The following is a 16,547-nucleotide window of genomic DNA, read 5'->3' on the forward strand; positions in this document are numbered from 1 at the left end:
CGCGCTGCCGTCCGCGCCGATCGGGTCGGCCAGGCCCAGGGTGCTGCCGGGTTGATGTCGGCGTCGAGGTGTTCCGGGCAAGGCTGAAGTGACGGGGCTCTTACGCCACTTCGGACAGTCGGTCGAGTCGATCCCGCTGCGCCGGGGCCAGTTCGAGACGATCCGCAGCGAGGTTCTCCTCCAGGTGATCGATCCGGGCCGTGCCGGGGATCGGGAGGATGACCGATGAGTGGCCGAGGAGCCAGGCGAGCGCAACCTGCGTGGGGGTGGCCGCCACCTCGGCCGCCACGGCGGCGACCTCCGCGTTCGTCCCTGACTCCCCCCAGGCGACAGGGCGCCACGGCAGGAACGCGATCCCCGCCGCTTCGCAGGCGGCCAGCACGGGCTCGTGCTCGCGGTCGAGGAGGCTGTATCGGTTCTGTACGCTGGCGACGTCCACGATCTCCCGCGCCTCGTCGAGCTCGTCGACGCCGACCTCGGACAGCCCGATCCGGCCGATCTTGCCCTCGTCCCGCAGGTCCCGCAGCGTACCCACCTGGTCGGCGAGCGGTGTCCCGGGGTCGATGCGGTGCAGCTGAAGCAGCTCGATCCGCTCGACGCGCAGTCGGAGCAGGGCCCGCTCGACCTGCTCGCGCAGCACCGCCGGCCGCCCGTCGAGCTTCCACTCGCCGGCGGGGCCCGACCGAGCGACGCCGACCTTGGTGGTGATCAGCAGCCCGTCCGGGTAGGGGTGCAGGGCCTCGGCCAGGAGTTTCTCGTTGGCTCCACCGCCGTACAGATACGCGGTGTCGATCAGCGTGACGCCCAGTTCGACGGCGCGTCGGGCGACCGCGCGAGAGGTCTCGCGGGCCTGGACCGGTTCCGTCGGCAGGTGCATGGCCCCGAACCCCAGTCGGCGTATTGTCAGATCCCCGCCGATACGAAACGCAGTCGATGTCACGTGCGCCCTCTCCCCCTTCGCTCGACGGACCACGCTGGCATATCGGGCAGGCGCCGGTCCACCCCACGAGGGGCAACCGCGGTTGGCGTGCGGCGAGTTGTACGGAAGCGTGACGGGGAGACGCCGTAGCGGTCGACGAAGGCCAGGCGCAGTGCCTCGGCGGTTCTGAATCCGCACCGTCGGGCGACGCTCGCCATGGCCAGCGTGGTGGTCGTGAGCAGGTGTGCGGCTGCTTCGGTGCGGGCCTGCCGCACGAACCTGCCGGGTGTCTGGCCGAGGTGCTGGGTGAACAGCCGGGTGAGGTGGCGCTCGCTCACTCCGATCCGCGTGGCCAGTGCCGTGGTGGTCAGGTTGCCGTCCAGGTGGCTGGTGATGTGGGCGACGAGACGGTTCACGAGGTCGTCCTCCGGTGTGGGAGTCGCCACGAACATGCTCATCTGGGCCTGGTTGCCCGGCCGTTGGAGGTACGTCACCTGAACTTGAGCCACTTGGCGCGCGAGTTCGAGCCCGTTGTCCTCGGCGATGAAGGAAAGGGTCAGATCCAGTGCGCTGGTCACGCCGGCCGAGGTGGAGACATGGCCGTCGCGGATGAAGATGGGGCAGGGGTCGACTGTGACGCCGGGATAGCTGGCCGCGATCTCCTCGGCGAACATCCAGTGGGTGGCGGCGCGCCGGCCCTCGAGCAGGCCCGCGGCCGCCAGGACGCCGGCCCCCGTGCACACCGACGCCACCCGGCGGGCCTCCCTGGCGAGGCGGCGCACATGGCCGACGATCCGCGGGTTGGCTGCCGCCGCCTTGAATCCGAGCCCGCCGGAGACGATCAGCGTGTCCAGCGGGCCGGTGAGGCGTTCGAGTGTCTCCTGGCCTTCAAGGGTCAGTCCCTGGCCGCAGGTGATGGGCCGGCCTCCGGGGGTGGCGAGGCGCACCCGGTAGGCAGGGGTGGCGCCTCCCAGGTCGGCGACATCCAGTGTCGAGCTCACGCAGGCGATGTCCAGCAGTTGCGCCCCGTCGTAGCCGACGATCACCACTAACCGCTCGTCCATGAGTCAGAACCTAGTCCCTGTCGTCAAACTCCCGTCGTCCGCCCGGAGGGCGGGCCCTGCGGCGTCAGGTGCGTGCTCTCGGTGTGCCGGGCGCGGGTCCTCGTACTGGACGTACTTGGGCCTGTGTCCGGTGCGGCGAGAGTGCGTGCATGGCGTCGCGGGGCAGGCGGGAGTTTGACGACAGGGACTGGGCCGGATTGCCCGGGACACCAAGATTTCAGACGCCGTTGCCGGGTTTTGGGACCAGTGTGCTCGCCCGCGACGACAGGCGCCGGCCATGGCGGGCACCTTGAGCGAGGCCAGGGCCCGCTGGGTCCCGGAGCGCCGTCGGCGTACGGACCTCACCCCGCCGGGGCAACACCACGAGCCCGGCCGACCCGCGGACCAGCGGGTGCGACCACAGGAGGAGAACACCCAATGAAGAATCGTTTATGGCGCTGCCTTGCGGCCACCGCCACTGCGCTCACGCTCGGGTCCGGGCTGTCCGTCGCCGGATCGGCCACCTTGGCTTCTGCCGCGGCTGCCGACTGTCAGGGCGGACGCAACGGGTTCGTCGACATCTCCGACGACGCGTCCGGAACCGTTGTCCGGTCGGTCGACATGGGTGCCGGCCGCTCGGTGACCCTCCACTACGGCAGCGTCGCCGGTGCGCAGCGAGGCTGGGCCAAGCTCAGCGGCACTACCGTCAACGGGGACCTGGTGTGGATGGACTGGACGACGGACAACGGCTCGACGTGGCTCCAGTGCGGGCCGTTCGCGGTCGACCGAGGCCCGGGCACCTCGAAGACCAGCGCCGCGAAAACGACGAGTACGTCGTCCAGCTACCGGTTCCGGGCGTGCGGGTACCTCAAGAACGCCGGGCAGACGAAGTGCACGTCGTGGTGGTGACCTCGCCACGCTGACGCCCCGGTCCCGTGGCGCGGAACCCTCAGGTTCCGCGCCCGCTCCGCGCCCGGCCGGCTTCAGTCCGTGCTGCCGGTTGCTACGTCGATGGTGGTGAGCAACCTGTCCAGAGCGGCCAGTTGGCGGCCGTCGAGGGAACCGAAAAGTTGCCGCAGCCGCTGCTCTCCCGCCGTGAGGGCCGCCCGTCCCTTGCCGGTCGGCGTCACGATCTTACGGCGGCGGTCCTGGGGATCGGTGGTTCGGGCGATGAGGTCAAGCCGTTCCAGGGCTTCCAGCGCCTGGGTGACGGAGCGTGGCGCCTGGCCGAGGGCCTCGGCGAGCTCGGCCTGGTGCAGGGTGCCGCGTTCGGCCAGGAGTCGGAGCGTCTTGGTGCGGGACAGCGACAGCCCCGCCGCAGCCATGTGCTGGTCGACCGCCTGGCGTACCCGGTAGGCGACGGAGAGGAACTGCAGCCCCACCCGGGCCGGATCAGGGCCTGCGTGCATTGCTGTGATCAGCCGAGGGGGCGGCGGAGATGACCGCGGTCAACTACCTCGGCCCGTTCGCGCTGACGCAGGCCCTGACGCACACGCTGTCCGCGTCCGGCCCGGCACGTATCGTCAATGTCGCCTCGGATGCCGCCCAGCAGGCCGGGACCGTCTCGCCGGCGAGGGACCTGCGGCACACCGCCCCCTACACCCGGCGTGAGTCGATGGCGTTGTACGGCCGGTGGACCCGGGAACTGGCCCGGCGTCTGGATCCGGCGCAGGTCACCGTGAACTGTTGCGACCCCGGATTCAACGCCACCGGCCTCGGCCGGGATCTGCGCGGATCCGCCGTGTTGCAGCGCGTACTGAACACCCTCAGGGTGGGCGACCCCCGTAAGGGCGCCGGCATCGTCGTCCGGCTGGCGACCGATCCGGCGTTCGCTCACACCAGCGGAGGCTACTTCTCCGTACGCGGCGCCAAGCCCCTGGAATGTCCCGAGCCCGGCCGTGACGAGCGGGTGCAGGACGAGTTGTGGACGGAGACGGTGGCCCTGCTCGCCGACCTCGCGACTCCGTAACCGTGCCCCCGGTACCCGGTGGGGCACCAGCCGGCCGTCCCCCACGTCGCCCATCCGTCGGCGAGGCGCGGGCTGTTGTCAGTGCCCTCGGCCGCACCCGGACCGGACCGACCGCTGTCGAACGGGCACGGACGCGCCACTCGCGAGTCGGCCGAGGGCGGCGGCGAGGAGGAGTGCGACGAGGGCGGTGAGTGTGGTGCCCTGCCAGCCGAGGAGGTTGAGCAGGGGCGCGGCGAGGGCGGTGCCGACGGCGCCGGTCATGAAGTACAGCACGAGATAGACGCTGGTCAGGCTGCCGGAGCGGCGCGGGTCGAGGGCGATGACGCGGCTCATGTTGGCGGCTTGGGCGGCGAAGCAGCCGGCGTCGAGGAGAGCCAGGCCGAGGACGAGGAGCGGCGGGGTGTTCACACCGATGGCCAGCAAGGCGGTGCCCGCGGCGGCGGCCAGTGTGCAGTGAGTGATCACAGCGGCCGGGGCGTGCCGGTCCGTGAGGCGTCCGGTGAGCGGGAGGACGGCGAGACCGAGGAGTCCGGCCAGGCTGTACAGGCCGATGGCGGTCGGATCGAGCGAGTGGGGCGGTGCGGCCAGCGTGAGCGCGAGCGCGACCCACATGAGATTGAACGCGAAGTACCACAGCCCACCGGTGACCACTGCCCGTCGCAGGTCCGGGAACTCGCGCAGCAGTGGGGGAAGTGCGGTGAGGGCGGCGCGGTAGCTGTGGTCGCTGTGCGGGCGCTGCCGGGGCAGGCGGGTGGCGGCGGCGAGCGCGCCGAGCAGGGCGAGGGCGGCGAAGACGAGGAGCATCCGCCGCCAGCCGAGGCTGTCGGTGAGGGCTCCGCCTGCCAGGCGGCTGAGCAGGATGCCCGCCGACATCCCTGCGGCCACCGTGGCGACGCCGGTTCCCCGCCGGCCGGGCGGGGCATACCGGCCCGCGATGCCGCCGGCCTGGGCCGCGACGCCGGCGGCCGCGCCGATGAGCAGATAGGCGACGAGGAGTACGGCCGCGCCGGGTGCGGCCGCGGCCAGGGCGAGGGCGGCGGCCAGGGCGGTGAGCTGGGCGGCCACCAGGCGGTTGGGGGCGAGACGGTCGGCGAGGGGAAGCAGGAGGGCGAAGCCGGTCATGCAGCCGGCGAGCGCGGCGGTCGGTGCGAGGCCGATCACGGAGAGCGGGACGCCCAGGTCGGCGGCGACCGCGGTGAGCGCGGGCTGAATGGCGTAGTTGTTCGCTATCGCCGTCCCGGCGATGAGGGCCAGCAGGAGTGTGCCGCTTCGCGGAAGGGGGCGGGTCATGGCTGTGCGCCGCGAGTGAGGATCACGGCGTAACGGCACTCGGCGTCGGTGGTGTTGACGAAGACGCGCTCGGCGGGCTCGCCGAGTTCGATGGTGTCGCCCGCGTCGAGTTCGTGGACGGTGTCGCCGTCGTGGAAGGTCAGGCGGCCTTCGAGGACCCAGACGAGCTGTCGTACGAAGGCGAAGGCGGCGGCCGGATACGGCACCTGCGCGCCTGCGGGCAGGCGGATCTCGGCGACCTCGGCGGGGAAGTGCGGGCCGGTGATCTGGCGGCGCCGGTAGCCGGTGCCGGGGTCCCGCCACTCGGCCGTGTCCGTCCGGCGGCGCACGCCTGCTGCCGCTTCCGTGTCGCTCCGGGTCCCCTCGGCGAGCGCGAGCAGGGAGGCGACGCTGAGCTGGAAGGCGGCGGACAGCTTGCCGAGGACGACGGCGGTGGGGCTGCTCTCGCCGCGCTCGATCCTGCTGATCATCGCCTGGGAGACACCGGAGGCTTCCGCGAGCTGGGCCAGGGTCCACCGCCGGCGCTCCCGTTCGGTGCGGACCCGGGCTGCGATCTGCCCCACCAGAGGATCTACTATGTTGGACATGAATCCAATATACGAGAGAGACACGGTGGCGGTGACCGTACGCCGCGCACAGCGGGGCGACGCGGAGGCCATCCGCGCGATACGCAACCACGCGATCGAGCAGTCGACGGCCCTGTGGACCCAGACCCCGCAGTCCCCCGCCGAGGGGGCCGCCTGGCTGGCCGCCCATCTGGATCGGGGGTCGGCACTCGTGGCCGACCTGGACGGCGAGGTGGCCGGATTCGCGGTGTACGGGCCGTGGCGGGAACTGGACGGGTACCGCCACACCGTGGAGGACTCGGTCTACGTTCGCGAAGGCCGGCACGGGCTCGGCATCGGCTCCGCACTGCTCGACGCGCTGATCGCCTCAGCGCGCGAGGCCGGCCATCACCTCATGATCGCCGACATCGAGGCCGGGAACGCCCCCTCGATCCGGCTGCACGAACGGTTCGGGTTCCACCACGTCGGAACGGTGCGGGAGGCCGGAATCAAGTTCGGCCGCCGACTCGATCTGACGATCATGCGGCTGTCCCTCACCTGAACCGCCGGAGCCAAAGCGGTCAGTTGTTTGCAGCCGCCGAGTGGGGAGCTACTGCCCTACCCGGCCGTCGATGCACTCGCGCAGCAGATCGGCGTGTCCGCAGTGGCGGGCGTACTCCTCGATCCGGTGCACCAACAGCTCCCGGACAGCGATGCCGTCCCGGCCCACGCGCGTGCCCAGATCCGGATACTCGGCCAACACCGCGTCGGTCGCCGCCTGTTCGCGGGCGAGATCGGCGAACGCGCCCTCGACCAGCGCCTGGTCCGCGGCGACTCCCTCGAAGTCGGCGTCACGCGCTCCGTACAGCTTCGGTGCCGGGTCCCCTGGCACCACCCAGTTGCGCCAGTCCCGCTCCACCTCGGCAAGGTGACGGACCAGCCCCAGCAAGGACATGGTCGACGGCGGCACCGAACGGCGCGCCAGTTTCTCCGGATCCAACCCCTCGCACTTCATCTGCAGGGTCAGCCGATAGTCCCTCAGGAAATCCTGCAGCGTCGCCAACTCGCCGTCCGGGCTGGCCCCGTCGCGGTTGCGGGGATCCTCGTCGGGATCGGCCCACATGTCGGGGTACACACTGGCCTGGCTCCACCGCTCGGGCATGTCGCTCATCGTGCTCACTATGCGGAGCGGTGGACCGACAGGCAAGCGAATATCGCATCGCGCGGTTCGGCACTACGCTGTGCCCGCATGTTCTTCCGTGCTCCGAAACCGCGGCCACATGTGGACAGAGCCACGACGCTCCGGCGTCGCCTGGTGCTGTTCTTTCTCCTGCCCGTCGGCTGCGGTTTGTTCCAGATGGCAGGCGCCTTACCTGCCGATGAGAACCCGCCGTGCAGGGGCACCGTGCACGACAGGTACGGGGAAGAGATCCCGGTGAGGCACTTGCGGCCCGGCCAGACCTGCACCACGTACGACGGACGGAACCCAACGGGCACGCAGACTTTCGACGAGGCGGTGAACCTCCGAGCCCAACACCAGAGCGAGCTCCTTCTGCAAGGGGTCTTTCTCACCGCGTATGGGGCGGTCGGGCTGGCGTTGGTCTTCCACGGCCTCGGTCTGCCTGGCCGCCGGAGCCCGCGCGACCTTCTTGAAGAAGGACACAGAGCCCAGGCGGATTGAGCCTCGTGGGTGACACCGCGGATAGGGTCACCGGATGGTCAAGATTGACACCGCCCGACTGGTCCTGCGCCGCTGGCGTGACAATGATCTTGAGCCACTGGCTGCCATCCATGCCGATCCGGACGTGATGCGCTGGATCGGTGACGGGTCGACTCGTGATGAGGTGCAGACCCGCGCCGGCCTTGAGGCCATGGAGCGGCAGTGGGAGGCCAACGGCTTCGGCCTGTTCGCCGTCGAGGTCCGCTCCACGGGTGAACTGGCCGGTTTCACCGGCTTGTCGGTTCCGGAGTTCCTCCCCGAGGTGATGCCGACGGTCGAGGTGGGGTGGCGTCTGGGGCGCCGGTTCTGGGGTAAGGGCTTCGCGAGCGAGGCGGCTGCCGCCGTGGTGCGGTTCGGGTTCCGTGACTGTGAACTGGAACAGATCGTGAGCGTCACCCAAGTGGGAAATGGCGCCTCCGAGCGCATCATGGAGAAGCTGGGGATGCGGCTGGTACGTGAGTCGGTGGACCCCAGCTGCGGTCGTCCGATCCGCATCTACGCGACCACCAGAGCCCAACACGCTGCAGCCGAGCACACCTCCGGGTCATGAACCAGGGTCCCCCGGCTCTGCCGTACCGCTGTCGGAAGACGTCGCCGACGCCGAACGGCGAGCGGCTGCCTGCCACCCGGAAGCGGCGCGGCCTCTTGAAGTCAACGTGCTCAGCAGCGCGGCTGGACCGGACCGCGGCCGACCTAGCCGGACTGGACGCGGACGACGGCGTATCGGCCGAGCAGATCCGCATCCGTCAGGAGGCCCTGTGGCAGGCTCGTTTCGAGAGCCTGCCGGAGGGCCTCGCACAGGACGAACGCGACCGTGCCGCCGCGGAGTTGCACTCGCTGCTGAACACCCACGGCGCGTCCGGGACGGCGGTCGGGGACGGCAGCCCGGCCGTCGGCGGGTCGCGGCCGGGGCGGCGGCCGCGTACGCCGAACTCCTGCCCCTGCTGCACCAGCACACGTTCCCGGACTCCACGGCCAGGCCGGCCCACCGGAAGATGCCCGGGCCGAACTCGCACGCCGGCTGGGCGAGTCGGGGAGCACCTGCGGAGCGGCGACGGCGTACGAGGCGCTCCCGACCGATCTGGGCCGCGTGCTGGGCCGGCACGGCGGACTCCGGCATCCGCGGGAAAGCGGCCTGGGCGCCCTCACGGCGCTCCCCAACTGGCTGAAGATGTTCGGCACACACCGCAACCATGCGCGTTGGCGCGGCCGGGCCGGGGACGCCGCCGGGGCCGCGATCTCCCTCAGCCACCCGCTGAACCAGCAGATACAGACACTCGGTGCCGACCCGGCCGGTGCTGTCGGCTTTGTCCGCATCGCGGACGTCAGTGCGGAAGAGCACCGCGTGCCGAGTCGGATCGGGGGCATGTTGTCCCACCCGCCGACCGTCCGGTGGCCGCATCGTGGGCGCGGGCACCGGACGGAACGTCGTGTCGATGTCGGCCGCCCGCGGCTCGGAGTCAGGTGACGGTGATGGCTCCGGTGATGACGGCGAAGGCTATGTAGGCGAGGGAGACCGGGATGCCCCAGCGCAGGGCGTGCTTCTGGAAGTCGCCGAGTTCCGCCTTGACGAGTCCGAGCAGGACCCACAGCGGTGCGCTGGTGGGACCCATCATATGGAGGATCTGACCGATGGCGCCGGCGCGGGCGATCTCGTTGGCGTCGACGCCGTAGTGCGCGGCCGATTCGGCGAGGACGGGGACGACGCCGAACCAGTAGCCGTCATTGGACATGAAGAAGCCGAGCGGCAGGGCGAGGACGGCGGTGAACAGCGGGATGAGATTGCCCATCGACTCGGGCACGACGGCGAGGGCGGCGTCCGCCATGGCCTTGATCATGCCGGCGTCGGTCATGATCCCGGTGAAGACGCCGGCCGCCAGGACGAGGATCATCACGGGGACGGCGTTGGCTGCCTGGCGCTTGATCAGCTCCTGCTGGTCGCCGATGGTGCGGATGTTGACGAGCAGGGCGATGACGAACGCGACCATGAACAGCACCAGGAGGTCGGCGACCTCAAGGATGAGCAGGACCAGCAACAGCACGGTGAGGGCGGCGTTGAACCACATGCGCCAGTCCGCCGTCACCGGCTCGAACGCTTCGCCCGAGGCGATCTCGCGCTGGTGGGCGGCGAGTTCGTCGACGTCGATCTTTCGGCGTTCGCGCCGGCCGAGCCAGTAGGCGACGGCGATGGCGGCCAGGCTGGTGAGGGCCATGGGGCCGATCATGTGAACGAAGTACTCGGTGGCGCTCAGATGCAGGACGCTGATGCCGCGGGTGGCGGCGCCGCCCCAGGGGGTGGTGCCGGAGATGGTGCCCAGGGCCATGGCGGCAATGGTGGCGAGGACGAGGGGGTTCATGCCCAGCCGCCGGTAGATCGGCAGGAACGCGGAGCAGACGATCATGTAGCTGGTGGTGCCGTCACCGTCGAGTGCGACACACAGGGCCAGAACGGCGGTGCCGACGCAGATACGGACCGGATCGCCTTTGGCGGCACGGACGATGACCTGGCACACGGGCTCGAAGAGTCTGCACTCCATCATCAGGCCGAAGTAGAGGACGGCGAACAGCAGCAGCGCGGCGGTGGGGGCGACCGTGTCCAGGCCGTTCGTGATCATGTCGCCGAGCTTGGCGCCCTTGCCGACGACGAGAGCGGCGGCGATCGGCGTGAGCATGATGGCGGTGAACGCGGAGAGGTATTTCCGCATCACGAGCAGCATGAAGCTGCCCAGGGTGGCAAAGCCGAGGACGGCGAGCATCGTTGCTCCTTGAGGCAGTTCTGAGGGACCGCCGGTCGACCGGCGGCGCAAGGCGGCGCAAGGCGGCGCACGAGTCGGTGCGTGCCGGGGCGGAAGGCGACCGTCAGCACACGGGATGCGGCTCGTGCATCGGGTCGGCCAGGGCAGATACGGCTCCTGTACGGAGGTTCGGGGCGCACGGCCATAGCGGGCAGAGGCCCTGCGGAGGTGTCAGAGGTGCGCCTGGAGTGGCTGGGACTACCGGAGCGGCTGCCGCGGGGAAGGGAGGGCGGCTCGCCGAGCTTCCGGACAACCGGTTTACCGGATGGCCGGTAGGAAACTAGAATCCAGCCACCGCGTCAATACCGAAGTGAGGAATTCGATGGCCGAACTCGCCAGGATCACGGTCGAGCCGCGTGAGCCACTGGCCGCCGAGGTCTCCCGTCGCCTGATCGACTACCTGATGTCCGGTGAGGTGCAGCCCGGCGACCGTATCCCGTCGGAGCGGCAGCTGACCGAAATGCTCGGTGTGAACCGGCCCACCGTGCGGGAGGCGATCAAGTCGCTCGGCTTCCTCGGCCTGCTGGAGATCCGGCAGTCCAGCGGCACATACTTCCGGGGCGCCGATTCGGACGTGCTCTACCGGCTGTTCGAACTGGGCCTGGTCCTCGGCGAGCAGGGCGCCCGCGACATGGTGCGAGCCCGCGCGGAGCTGGAGGTGGTGGTCGCAGGCCTGGCGGCCCAGGCACGCGACGAGGCGGGGATCGACCTGCTGAGCGCCCGGCTCGCGGCGATGCGGGAGTGTCCGGACGAGGAGTTCCCCGAGGCGGACACCGCGTTCCACGCGGCCCTGGGCGAACTGGCCGGCAACACGGTGCTCCGGGACATGCTCAAGGGCATGCGGGCGATGATCCAGCGCGGCTGGGTCCAGCGCACCGGGGCCGTACGGCCCCGTGCGGTGGCGTACGCGGACCATGTACCGATCTTCGAGGCCGTCGCGAAGGGCGATGCGGAGACGGCCCGCGCGGCCATGGCGCAGCACATGGAGGGGGCGTCCCGGCGGCTGATGGAGGCCCTCGAACAGCGGGACACGTGACGGGTGCCCCATGGGCCGCCGGGCGGGATCCGGCAGCCCGCGGGGCTTCCCACACCCCCAACCGGTTGACCGGTTGACCGGTTGCTTCTACAGTGGCGGCGCGGCACCGCAGCGACACCTCGCCGCACCCCATCCCGGGCCCCTCCCCATGCCTGTGAGGAGCGTCCTCGCGCCGAACGGAGCGGCCCGGAGCCGGGACCCCGACGGTCCCGCCTACCGGAAGAGGAAGAACCCGGTGATCGAACCCCATCCCCTGGTTGCCATGATCCACGCCGTGCCGACCGGCGCCCGCATCGCCCAAGAGGCGTTCGCGCGAGAGTTCCCCGAGGCCACGGTCTGGAACGTGTCGGACGACCGGCTCCTGGACGATGCCCGTGAGGCCGGCGGCCTCACCGGCGCGCTGCGCCGACGCATGCTTCGCCTGATCGGGCATGTGCTGGACGGCGGCGCACAGGGCCTGCTGCTGACCTGCTCCTCCTACGGGGAGGTCGCGGACACGGCCCGACTGCTGTGGAGCGTGCCCGTCCTGAAGTCGGACGAGGCGATGTTCAGGGCCGCTCTGGCCTGCTCGTACCGGCGCATCGCCGTCGTCGCCTCCACCCCGCCCGCCGTCCCGGCGGCCGTCGCCCAGCTCGAAGCGCTCGTCCCTGCGGTGCGGCCCGACCGCCCGGTCGAGATCGTGACCGCCCTGGGCGAGGGAGCCGCCGGTGCCGAGAGCGCGGAGACGGCCGCTGGTCATCTGGCCGATGCGCTGTATGCCGCAGGGGGCTCCGACGCCGATGCGGTGCTGCTGGCGCAGTACTCCCTGGCCCCGGTTCGCGAGGCTCTGGCCGCGCTGGTGGGAGTGCCGGTCCTGGACGGTGCCGGTGCGGCCGCCCGCGAACTGCGCGCCCTGCTCAGCCCCGCTGCCGGGCAGACGGCCGTGGCGGTCGCACCGTGACCGCACACCTGCCCTGGCCGCTGGCCTACACCGTCTCGGGCGACGACTGCCGCGCCCCCATGCCGCTCGGCTTTGCGGCGCCCCTTGCCGAGGCCGTCCGTCACCTGGCCGACCTCGGATACGACGGTGTGGAGGTCCAGGTCCGCGAGAAGGGCGCGCGCGATGCCGACGCGCTGGCCCGGACCGTGGCAGGCACCGGCCTGAAGATCCTGGGCATCGGCACCGGCCCGGTCGCCGCGCAGGACCGGCTGACACTCGCTGACCCGTCGCCCGATGTGCGCCGACACGCCCTGGCCCGGCTGCTGGACGCGGCCCGCCTCGCCGGCGCGCTCGGTGTGCCCGTCACCCTCGGCCAGACCCGCGGCACCTTTCTTCCCGGGCTGGCGGACGCACAGCGTCTGTGGGTCGAACGTGCCGTCCGGCGACTGGCCGAGGAAGCGTCCGCGCACGGCAGCCGGCTGTTGCTGGAGCCGCAGTCACGCGCCACGACCTCGCTGTGGCACACTCCCGGCGAAGCCGTCACCGTCATCCGCACGCTCGGCTCCCCGGCCGGCCTGGTGCTCGACAGCCACCATCTCGAAGCCGAGCGCGTCGACACGGTCCAGGCGGTCACGGAGCACGCACACGTCACCGGCTGTCTGCAACTCGCGGCGACTGTCACGCGGGGCCCCCTGCCGGTGGGCGACCCCCGGCTTCCACCCCTGCTCAAGGCACTTCGCCAGGGCGGCTTCACCGGCTGGCTGACACTGGAACACACCCAGGACGGAGACAGCGTCCGAGCCGCCGCCCGCTCCTGGACCGCTCTCACCGACGCCGCAGCCGCCCTGGCCTGATCCGTCTCCCCACCCTCGGAAGAACTACCCCGCTACCCCGTTTCGAGAGGAACCCGCAGATGAGCACCACCTACCGCCTCGGCGTCCTGGACGGCGACGGCATCGGCCCCGAGATCGTCCCCTCCTCGGTCGAGATCGCCACCGCAGCCGCGGCCGTCGCGGGCGCCCGCGTCGACTGGGTGACCCTGCCGCTCGGCGCCGCCGCGATCGCCACGCACGGCACCCCGGTTCCCGAGGAGACCAAGGACGCCCTGGCCGGCCTGGACGGGTGGTATCTGGGTCCGCATGACTCGGTCAGCTACCCCGAGCCGCACAAGTCCGCGCTCAACCCCTCGGGCACCCTGCGCAAGCACTTCCAGTTGTTCGCCAACATCCGCCCCGCCAAGAGCTTCCCCGGTGCCCAGGCCGTCTGCGACAGCGCCGACCTGGTCATCGTCCGCGAGAACACCGAAGGCTTCTACGCCGACCGCAACACCTTCGCCGGCACCGGCGAGTTCATGCCCACACCCGACACGGCGATCATGATGGGCATCATCACCCGTCAGGCCACGGAGCGCGTCGCCCGCGTCGCCTTCGACCTGGCCCGCTCCCGCCGCAAGAAGCTCACCATCGTCCACAAGGCCAACGTCCTCAAGCTCACCACCGGCCTGTTCCGCACGGTCTGTCAGGACGTCGCCAGGGACTACCCGGATGTGCGTGTGGACGACTTCCACATCGACGCCATGACCGTCCATCTGGTGCGCCGTGCCCAGGACTTCGACGTCATCGTCACCGAGAACATGTTCGGCGACATCCTCTCCGACCTCGCCGGCGAGATCAGCGGCTCACTCGGCACCGCCCCGTCCATCAACGCCTCCGCCACCACCGCCATGGCCCAGGCGTCCCACGGTTCCGCCCCGGACATCGCAGGTCAGAACATCGCCAACCCGGTCGCCATGATCCTCTCCGGCGCCATGCTGTTCGAATGGCTCGGCGCCCGGCACGGCGACCCGGCACTGGCGAACACCGCAAAGATCATCGAGAGCGGTGTGGCCGGCACGATCGCCGCGGGCATCTCCACCCGCGACCTGGGCGGCAGCGCTTCCACGACCGAGTTCACCGCAGCCGTCGTCAAGGCCATCACCGCCGACGCCGGCCAGAACTGACCCGAGTCCGTCCGGGGCGGGCCACTCCCCCACCCGCCCCGGATCACACGCTCCACCCCACGCCCGAGGAGAGACCACGCCCATGACCCTGCGCATCGGCTGCATAGCCGACGACTTCACCGGCGGCACGGACGTCGCCGCAGCCTTCCGGCGGGCCGGCCTGCGCACCGCCCTGGTCTTCGGCGCCCCGGACAGCACGACCGAGCTGCCCGCCGACTGCGACGTCGCCGTCGTCGCCCTCAAATCCCGCTCCGCGCCCGCCGACGAGGCCGTCGCCGACTCCCTGACCGCCCAGCGCTGGCTGCACGCCAAGGGCGCCGCGCAGATCTACCTCAAGTACTGCTCCACTTTCGACTCCACACCCCGGGGCAATATCGGCCCCGTCACCGACGCGCTCCTGCAGGCCGCCGGTACCGCCGTCACCCTGCACTGCCCGGCCTCCCCGCCCAACGGGCGCACCGTCTACCAGGGCCATCTCTTCGTCCACGACCAGCTCCTGTCCGACTCTCCCCTGCGCCACCATCCGCTCACCCCCATGACCGACTCCGCCCTGGTGCGCCTGCTGTCCGCGCAGACCCCGCACCGCGTCGCCCTGATCGACTGGCCGACCGTACGCCGCGGGGTGGACGCGGTCCGCGAGGCCCTCAGCGCGCACCGGCAGGCAGGTGTCCGGCACGTCATCGCCGACGCCCTCACCGACGACGACCTCGCCGTCCTCGGCGCCGCCGCCCTCGAACTCCCCGTCGTCGCGGGCGCCGCCGGACTGGCCGAGGGCCTCGGCCGCGCCTACCCCACCGCCGGTCCCGACCCCGCCGATGCGCTGCCGCGGCAGGGCCGCGCCGCGGTTCTGGCAGGCAGTTGCTCCGCCCGCACCCTGGAGCAGATCGCCCAGTTCTACGCCGCCGGGCTGCCCTCCCTGCACCTTGACGTCCTGGCCGCCGCCACCGGCCGGGACGTCATCGGCGAGGCAATGACCTGGTACGACGCGCAGGACCCCAAGCTGCCCGTGCTCGTCTACGCCTCCGCCTCACCGGACGAACTCGCCGCCGTACAGGCCCAGTTGGGCGTCTCCGAAGCAGCCGCCCAGGTCGAGGAACTCCTCGGCACCCTCGCCTCCCGCCTCGTCGAACGCGGCGTGCGCCGGCTCCTCGTCGCGGGTGGGGAGACCTCGGGCGCCGTCACCACAGCCCTCGGGATCCGTGCCGTCCTGGTCGCGGACGAAGCCGATCCCGGCGTGCCCTGGACCTACGCCGGCGCCGCCACCGGCGGCCTCGCCCTCATGCTCAAATCCGGCAACTTCGGCGCCCCCGATCTGTTCACCCGCGCCCTGAGCGCAACCGCCGAGGAGGCCAAGTGACCGGCTACGACGACGAGTCGGCCGCCCGCGCACTCATCGTGCGCACCGCCCGCTCCCTGTTCACCCGCGGCCTGACACACGGTTCCACGGGCAACCTGTCCGTCCGGCTGGCCGACGGCAGCCTTCTGCTCACTCCCACCGGCTCCAGCCTCGGCACCGTCGAAGAGGCCGAACTCTCCCGCACCGATCTGACCGGCCATCACCTCGACGGCCCCCGGCCCACCAAGGAGGCGTTCCTGCACGCCGCGTTCTACCGGGCGCGGCCCACCGCCCACGCGGTCGTCCATCTGCACTGCACGCATGCCGCCGCCGTCTCCTGCCTGGACGACATCGACCGGGCGAACGCCCTGCCCCCGCTGACCGCGTACTACGCGATGCGCGTCGGCACTCTGCCCCTGCTCCCCTATCACGCCCCCGGCGACAGCGGCCTGGAACCGCTCGCCGAGCGGACGGCCCGCACCCACCACGCCGTGCTTCTCGCCAACCACGGCCCCGTGGTCGCCGGCCGCAGCCTGGCCCAGGCCGCCGACGCCATCGAGGAACTCGAGGAAACGGCCAAGCTCCACCTCCTGCTCAGGGGTCACACCACCCGCCCCCTCACCCGAGAGCAGGCTGCCGCGCTCGCCCCCACGTCCTCGTGACGGCCGAACACGTCCCGAGCGCAGCACCCCCGACGAAATACACCTTCATGCGCACACCTGACCAGGCCGTGCGGAACACCTGGACACGACGATGGGACAGCCCGTGCTTGTGAAAACGTTCGGCTGGTCGTTCGCGGTCACCGCGCTCGGCCTGGTCGCCGCGGTCTTCTACGGGGGGTGGACCGCGTTTGGCATCGTGGCGATCCTGTCCATCCTCGAAATCTCGCTGTCGTTCGACAACGCCGTGGTCAACGCCGGCATCCTGAAGAAGATGAACGCCTTCTGGCAGCGGATCTTCCTCACGATCGGCGTTC

At 71.0% G+C, this 16,547-nt stretch carries 17 protein-coding genes and 1 pseudogene; 11 read left to right on the plus strand and 7 right to left on the minus strand.

The genetic code is table 11. The features are described 5' to 3' along the window. Window positions 1-100: 100 nt before the first annotated feature. Window positions 101-940 (minus strand): aldo/keto reductase, encoded by an 840-nt coding sequence (locus CTZ28_RS29580; RefSeq protein ID WP_121892778.1) that lies wholly within the window; start codon window positions 938-940, stop codon window positions 101-103. Beyond that, complete coding sequence (locus CTZ28_RS29585) at window positions 937-1,983, minus strand: GlxA family transcriptional regulator (RefSeq protein ID WP_121892779.1); 1,047 nt, start codon at window positions 1,981-1,983, stop codon at window positions 937-939. Before CTZ28_RS29585 ends, CTZ28_RS29580 begins: the two co-directional genes overlap by 4 nt. Window positions 1,984-2,400: 417 nt before the next feature. Here CTZ28_RS29585 and CTZ28_RS29595 point away from each other — a divergent pair, with 417 nt between their 5' ends. Further along, complete coding sequence (locus CTZ28_RS29595) at window positions 2,401-2,871, plus strand: hypothetical protein (protein ID WP_121892780.1); 471 nt, start codon at window positions 2,401-2,403, stop codon at window positions 2,869-2,871. Window positions 2,872-2,945: 74 nt separating this feature from the next. Here the strand turns inward: CTZ28_RS29595 and CTZ28_RS29600 are convergent, their stop codons facing one another. Next, on the minus strand, window positions 2,946-3,371 hold the full coding sequence (locus CTZ28_RS29600; protein ID WP_259471866.1) for a MarR family winged helix-turn-helix transcriptional regulator: 426 nt from the start codon (window positions 3,369-3,371) through the stop codon (window positions 2,946-2,948). Window positions 3,372-3,394: 23 nt separating this feature from the next. Between CTZ28_RS29600 and CTZ28_RS29605 the strand changes: the two are divergent. Further along, window positions 3,395-3,931: pseudogene (locus CTZ28_RS29605) on the plus strand (SDR family NAD(P)-dependent oxidoreductase); the annotation flags it as partial. A gap of 78 nt (window positions 3,932-4,009) precedes the next feature. On the opposite strand, the gene CTZ28_RS29610 reads toward CTZ28_RS29605, so the two are convergent. Further along, window positions 4,010-5,221, minus strand: coding sequence for an MFS transporter (locus tag CTZ28_RS29610; RefSeq protein WP_121892782.1), 1,212 nt, complete (start codon window positions 5,219-5,221; stop codon window positions 4,010-4,012). Further along, a complete protein-coding gene (locus tag CTZ28_RS29615) occupies window positions 5,218-5,808 on the minus strand; it encodes a helix-turn-helix domain-containing protein (RefSeq protein ID WP_121892783.1) in 591 nt (196 codons plus the stop codon). The genes CTZ28_RS29610 and CTZ28_RS29615 overlap by 4 nt, the downstream gene beginning before the upstream one ends. Here CTZ28_RS29615 and CTZ28_RS29620 point away from each other — a divergent pair. Then, window positions 5,807-6,328, plus strand: a complete 522-nt coding sequence (locus CTZ28_RS29620) for a GNAT family N-acetyltransferase (protein ID WP_121892784.1) — start codon at window positions 5,807-5,809, stop codon at window positions 6,326-6,328. The genes CTZ28_RS29615 and CTZ28_RS29620 overlap by 2 nt on opposite strands. 48 nt (window positions 6,329-6,376) lie before the next feature. On the opposite strand, the gene CTZ28_RS29625 is transcribed toward CTZ28_RS29620, so the two are convergent. Beyond that, window positions 6,377-6,937 carry a DinB family protein gene (locus CTZ28_RS29625; RefSeq protein WP_121892785.1) on the minus strand — a complete coding sequence of 187 codons (561 nt, stop codon included), beginning with the start codon at window positions 6,935-6,937 and terminating at the stop codon, window positions 6,377-6,379. A gap of 544 nt (window positions 6,938-7,481) precedes the next feature. On the opposite strand from CTZ28_RS29625, the gene CTZ28_RS29635 reads away from it, so the two are divergent. Next, window positions 7,482-8,036: a GNAT family N-acetyltransferase gene (locus tag CTZ28_RS29635; RefSeq protein WP_121892787.1), complete on the plus strand. Its 555-nt coding sequence runs from the start codon at window positions 7,482-7,484 to the stop codon at window positions 8,034-8,036. A gap of 910 nt (window positions 8,037-8,946) precedes the next feature. Here CTZ28_RS29635 and CTZ28_RS29645 read toward each other — a convergent pair. Continuing rightward, a complete protein-coding gene (locus CTZ28_RS29645; RefSeq protein WP_121892788.1) occupies window positions 8,947-10,242 on the minus strand; it encodes a CitMHS family transporter in 1,296 nt (431 codons plus the stop codon). A 349-nt stretch (window positions 10,243-10,591) separates the two neighbouring features. Here CTZ28_RS29645 and CTZ28_RS29650 point away from each other — a divergent pair, with 349 nt between their 5' ends. The 7 genes from CTZ28_RS29650 to CTZ28_RS29680 all read left to right on the plus strand — a co-directional run. Continuing rightward, window positions 10,592-11,317, plus strand: a complete 726-nt coding sequence (locus CTZ28_RS29650; RefSeq protein ID WP_121892789.1) for a FadR/GntR family transcriptional regulator — start codon at window positions 10,592-10,594, stop codon at window positions 11,315-11,317. A 235-nt stretch (window positions 11,318-11,552) separates the two neighbouring features. After that, a complete protein-coding gene (locus tag CTZ28_RS29655; protein WP_121892790.1) occupies window positions 11,553-12,257 on the plus strand; it encodes an aspartate/glutamate racemase family protein in 705 nt (234 codons plus the stop codon). After that, window positions 12,254-13,090, plus strand: a complete 837-nt coding sequence (locus tag CTZ28_RS29660; RefSeq protein ID WP_259471867.1) for a sugar phosphate isomerase/epimerase family protein — start codon at window positions 12,254-12,256, stop codon at window positions 13,088-13,090. Before CTZ28_RS29655 ends, CTZ28_RS29660 begins: the two co-directional genes overlap by 4 nt. 59 nt (window positions 13,091-13,149) lie before the next feature. Further along, window positions 13,150-14,235, plus strand: a complete 1,086-nt coding sequence (locus CTZ28_RS29665) for an isocitrate/isopropylmalate dehydrogenase family protein (protein ID WP_121892791.1) — start codon at window positions 13,150-13,152, stop codon at window positions 14,233-14,235. An 82-nt stretch (window positions 14,236-14,317) separates the two neighbouring features. Next, window positions 14,318-15,592, plus strand: coding sequence for a 3-oxo-tetronate kinase (gene otnK, locus CTZ28_RS29670; RefSeq protein ID WP_121892792.1), 1,275 nt, complete (start codon window positions 14,318-14,320; stop codon window positions 15,590-15,592). Beyond that, window positions 15,589-16,233, plus strand: coding sequence for a 3-oxo-tetronate 4-phosphate decarboxylase (gene otnC / locus CTZ28_RS29675; protein WP_121892793.1), 645 nt, complete (start codon window positions 15,589-15,591; stop codon window positions 16,231-16,233). The genes otnK and otnC overlap by 4 nt, the downstream gene beginning before the upstream one ends. Before the next feature lie 103 nt (window positions 16,234-16,336). Then, a partial coding sequence (locus CTZ28_RS29680; protein WP_121892803.1) for a DUF475 domain-containing protein occupies window positions 16,337-16,547 on the plus strand: 211 nt, incomplete at its 3' end.

Origin of the sequence: Streptomyces shenzhenensis (assembly GCF_003688995.1) — a bacterium.
GTDB classification, from domain to species: Bacteria; Actinomycetota; Actinomycetes; order Streptomycetales; family Streptomycetaceae; genus Streptomyces; species Streptomyces shenzhenensis_A.

What these genes read in the sequence shown, in the direction of transcription:
- CTZ28_RS29585 (WP_121892779.1), bottom strand. Translation starts at nt 1,983, where the DNA reads ATGGACGAGCGGTTAGTGGTGATCGTCGGCTACGACGGGGCGCAACTG.
- CTZ28_RS29595 (WP_121892780.1), top strand. Translation starts at nt 2,401, where the DNA reads ATGAAGAATCGTTTATGGCGCTGCCTTGCGGCCACCGCCACTGCGCTC.
- CTZ28_RS29600 (WP_259471866.1), bottom strand. Translation starts at nt 3,371, where the DNA reads ATGCACGCAGGCCCTGATCCGGCCCGGGTGGGGCTGCAGTTCCTCTCC.
- CTZ28_RS29610 (WP_121892782.1), bottom strand. Translation starts at nt 5,221, where the DNA reads ATGACCCGCCCCCTTCCGCGAAGCGGCACACTCCTGCTGGCCCTCATC.
- CTZ28_RS29620 (WP_121892784.1), top strand. Translation starts at nt 5,807, where the DNA reads ATGAATCCAATATACGAGAGAGACACGGTGGCGGTGACCGTACGCCGC.
- CTZ28_RS29615 (WP_121892783.1), bottom strand. Translation starts at nt 5,808, where the DNA reads ATGTCCAACATAGTAGATCCTCTGGTGGGGCAGATCGCAGCCCGGGTC.
- CTZ28_RS29625 (WP_121892785.1), bottom strand. Translation starts at nt 6,937, where the DNA reads ATGAGCGACATGCCCGAGCGGTGGAGCCAGGCCAGTGTGTACCCCGAC.
- CTZ28_RS29635 (WP_121892787.1), top strand. Translation starts at nt 7,482, where the DNA reads ATGGTCAAGATTGACACCGCCCGACTGGTCCTGCGCCGCTGGCGTGAC.
- CTZ28_RS29645 (WP_121892788.1), bottom strand. Translation starts at nt 10,242, where the DNA reads ATGCTCGCCGTCCTCGGCTTTGCCACCCTGGGCAGCTTCATGCTGCTC.
- CTZ28_RS29665 (WP_121892791.1), top strand. Translation starts at nt 13,150, where the DNA reads ATGAGCACCACCTACCGCCTCGGCGTCCTGGACGGCGACGGCATCGGC.
- otnK (WP_121892792.1), top strand. Translation starts at nt 14,318, where the DNA reads ATGACCCTGCGCATCGGCTGCATAGCCGACGACTTCACCGGCGGCACG.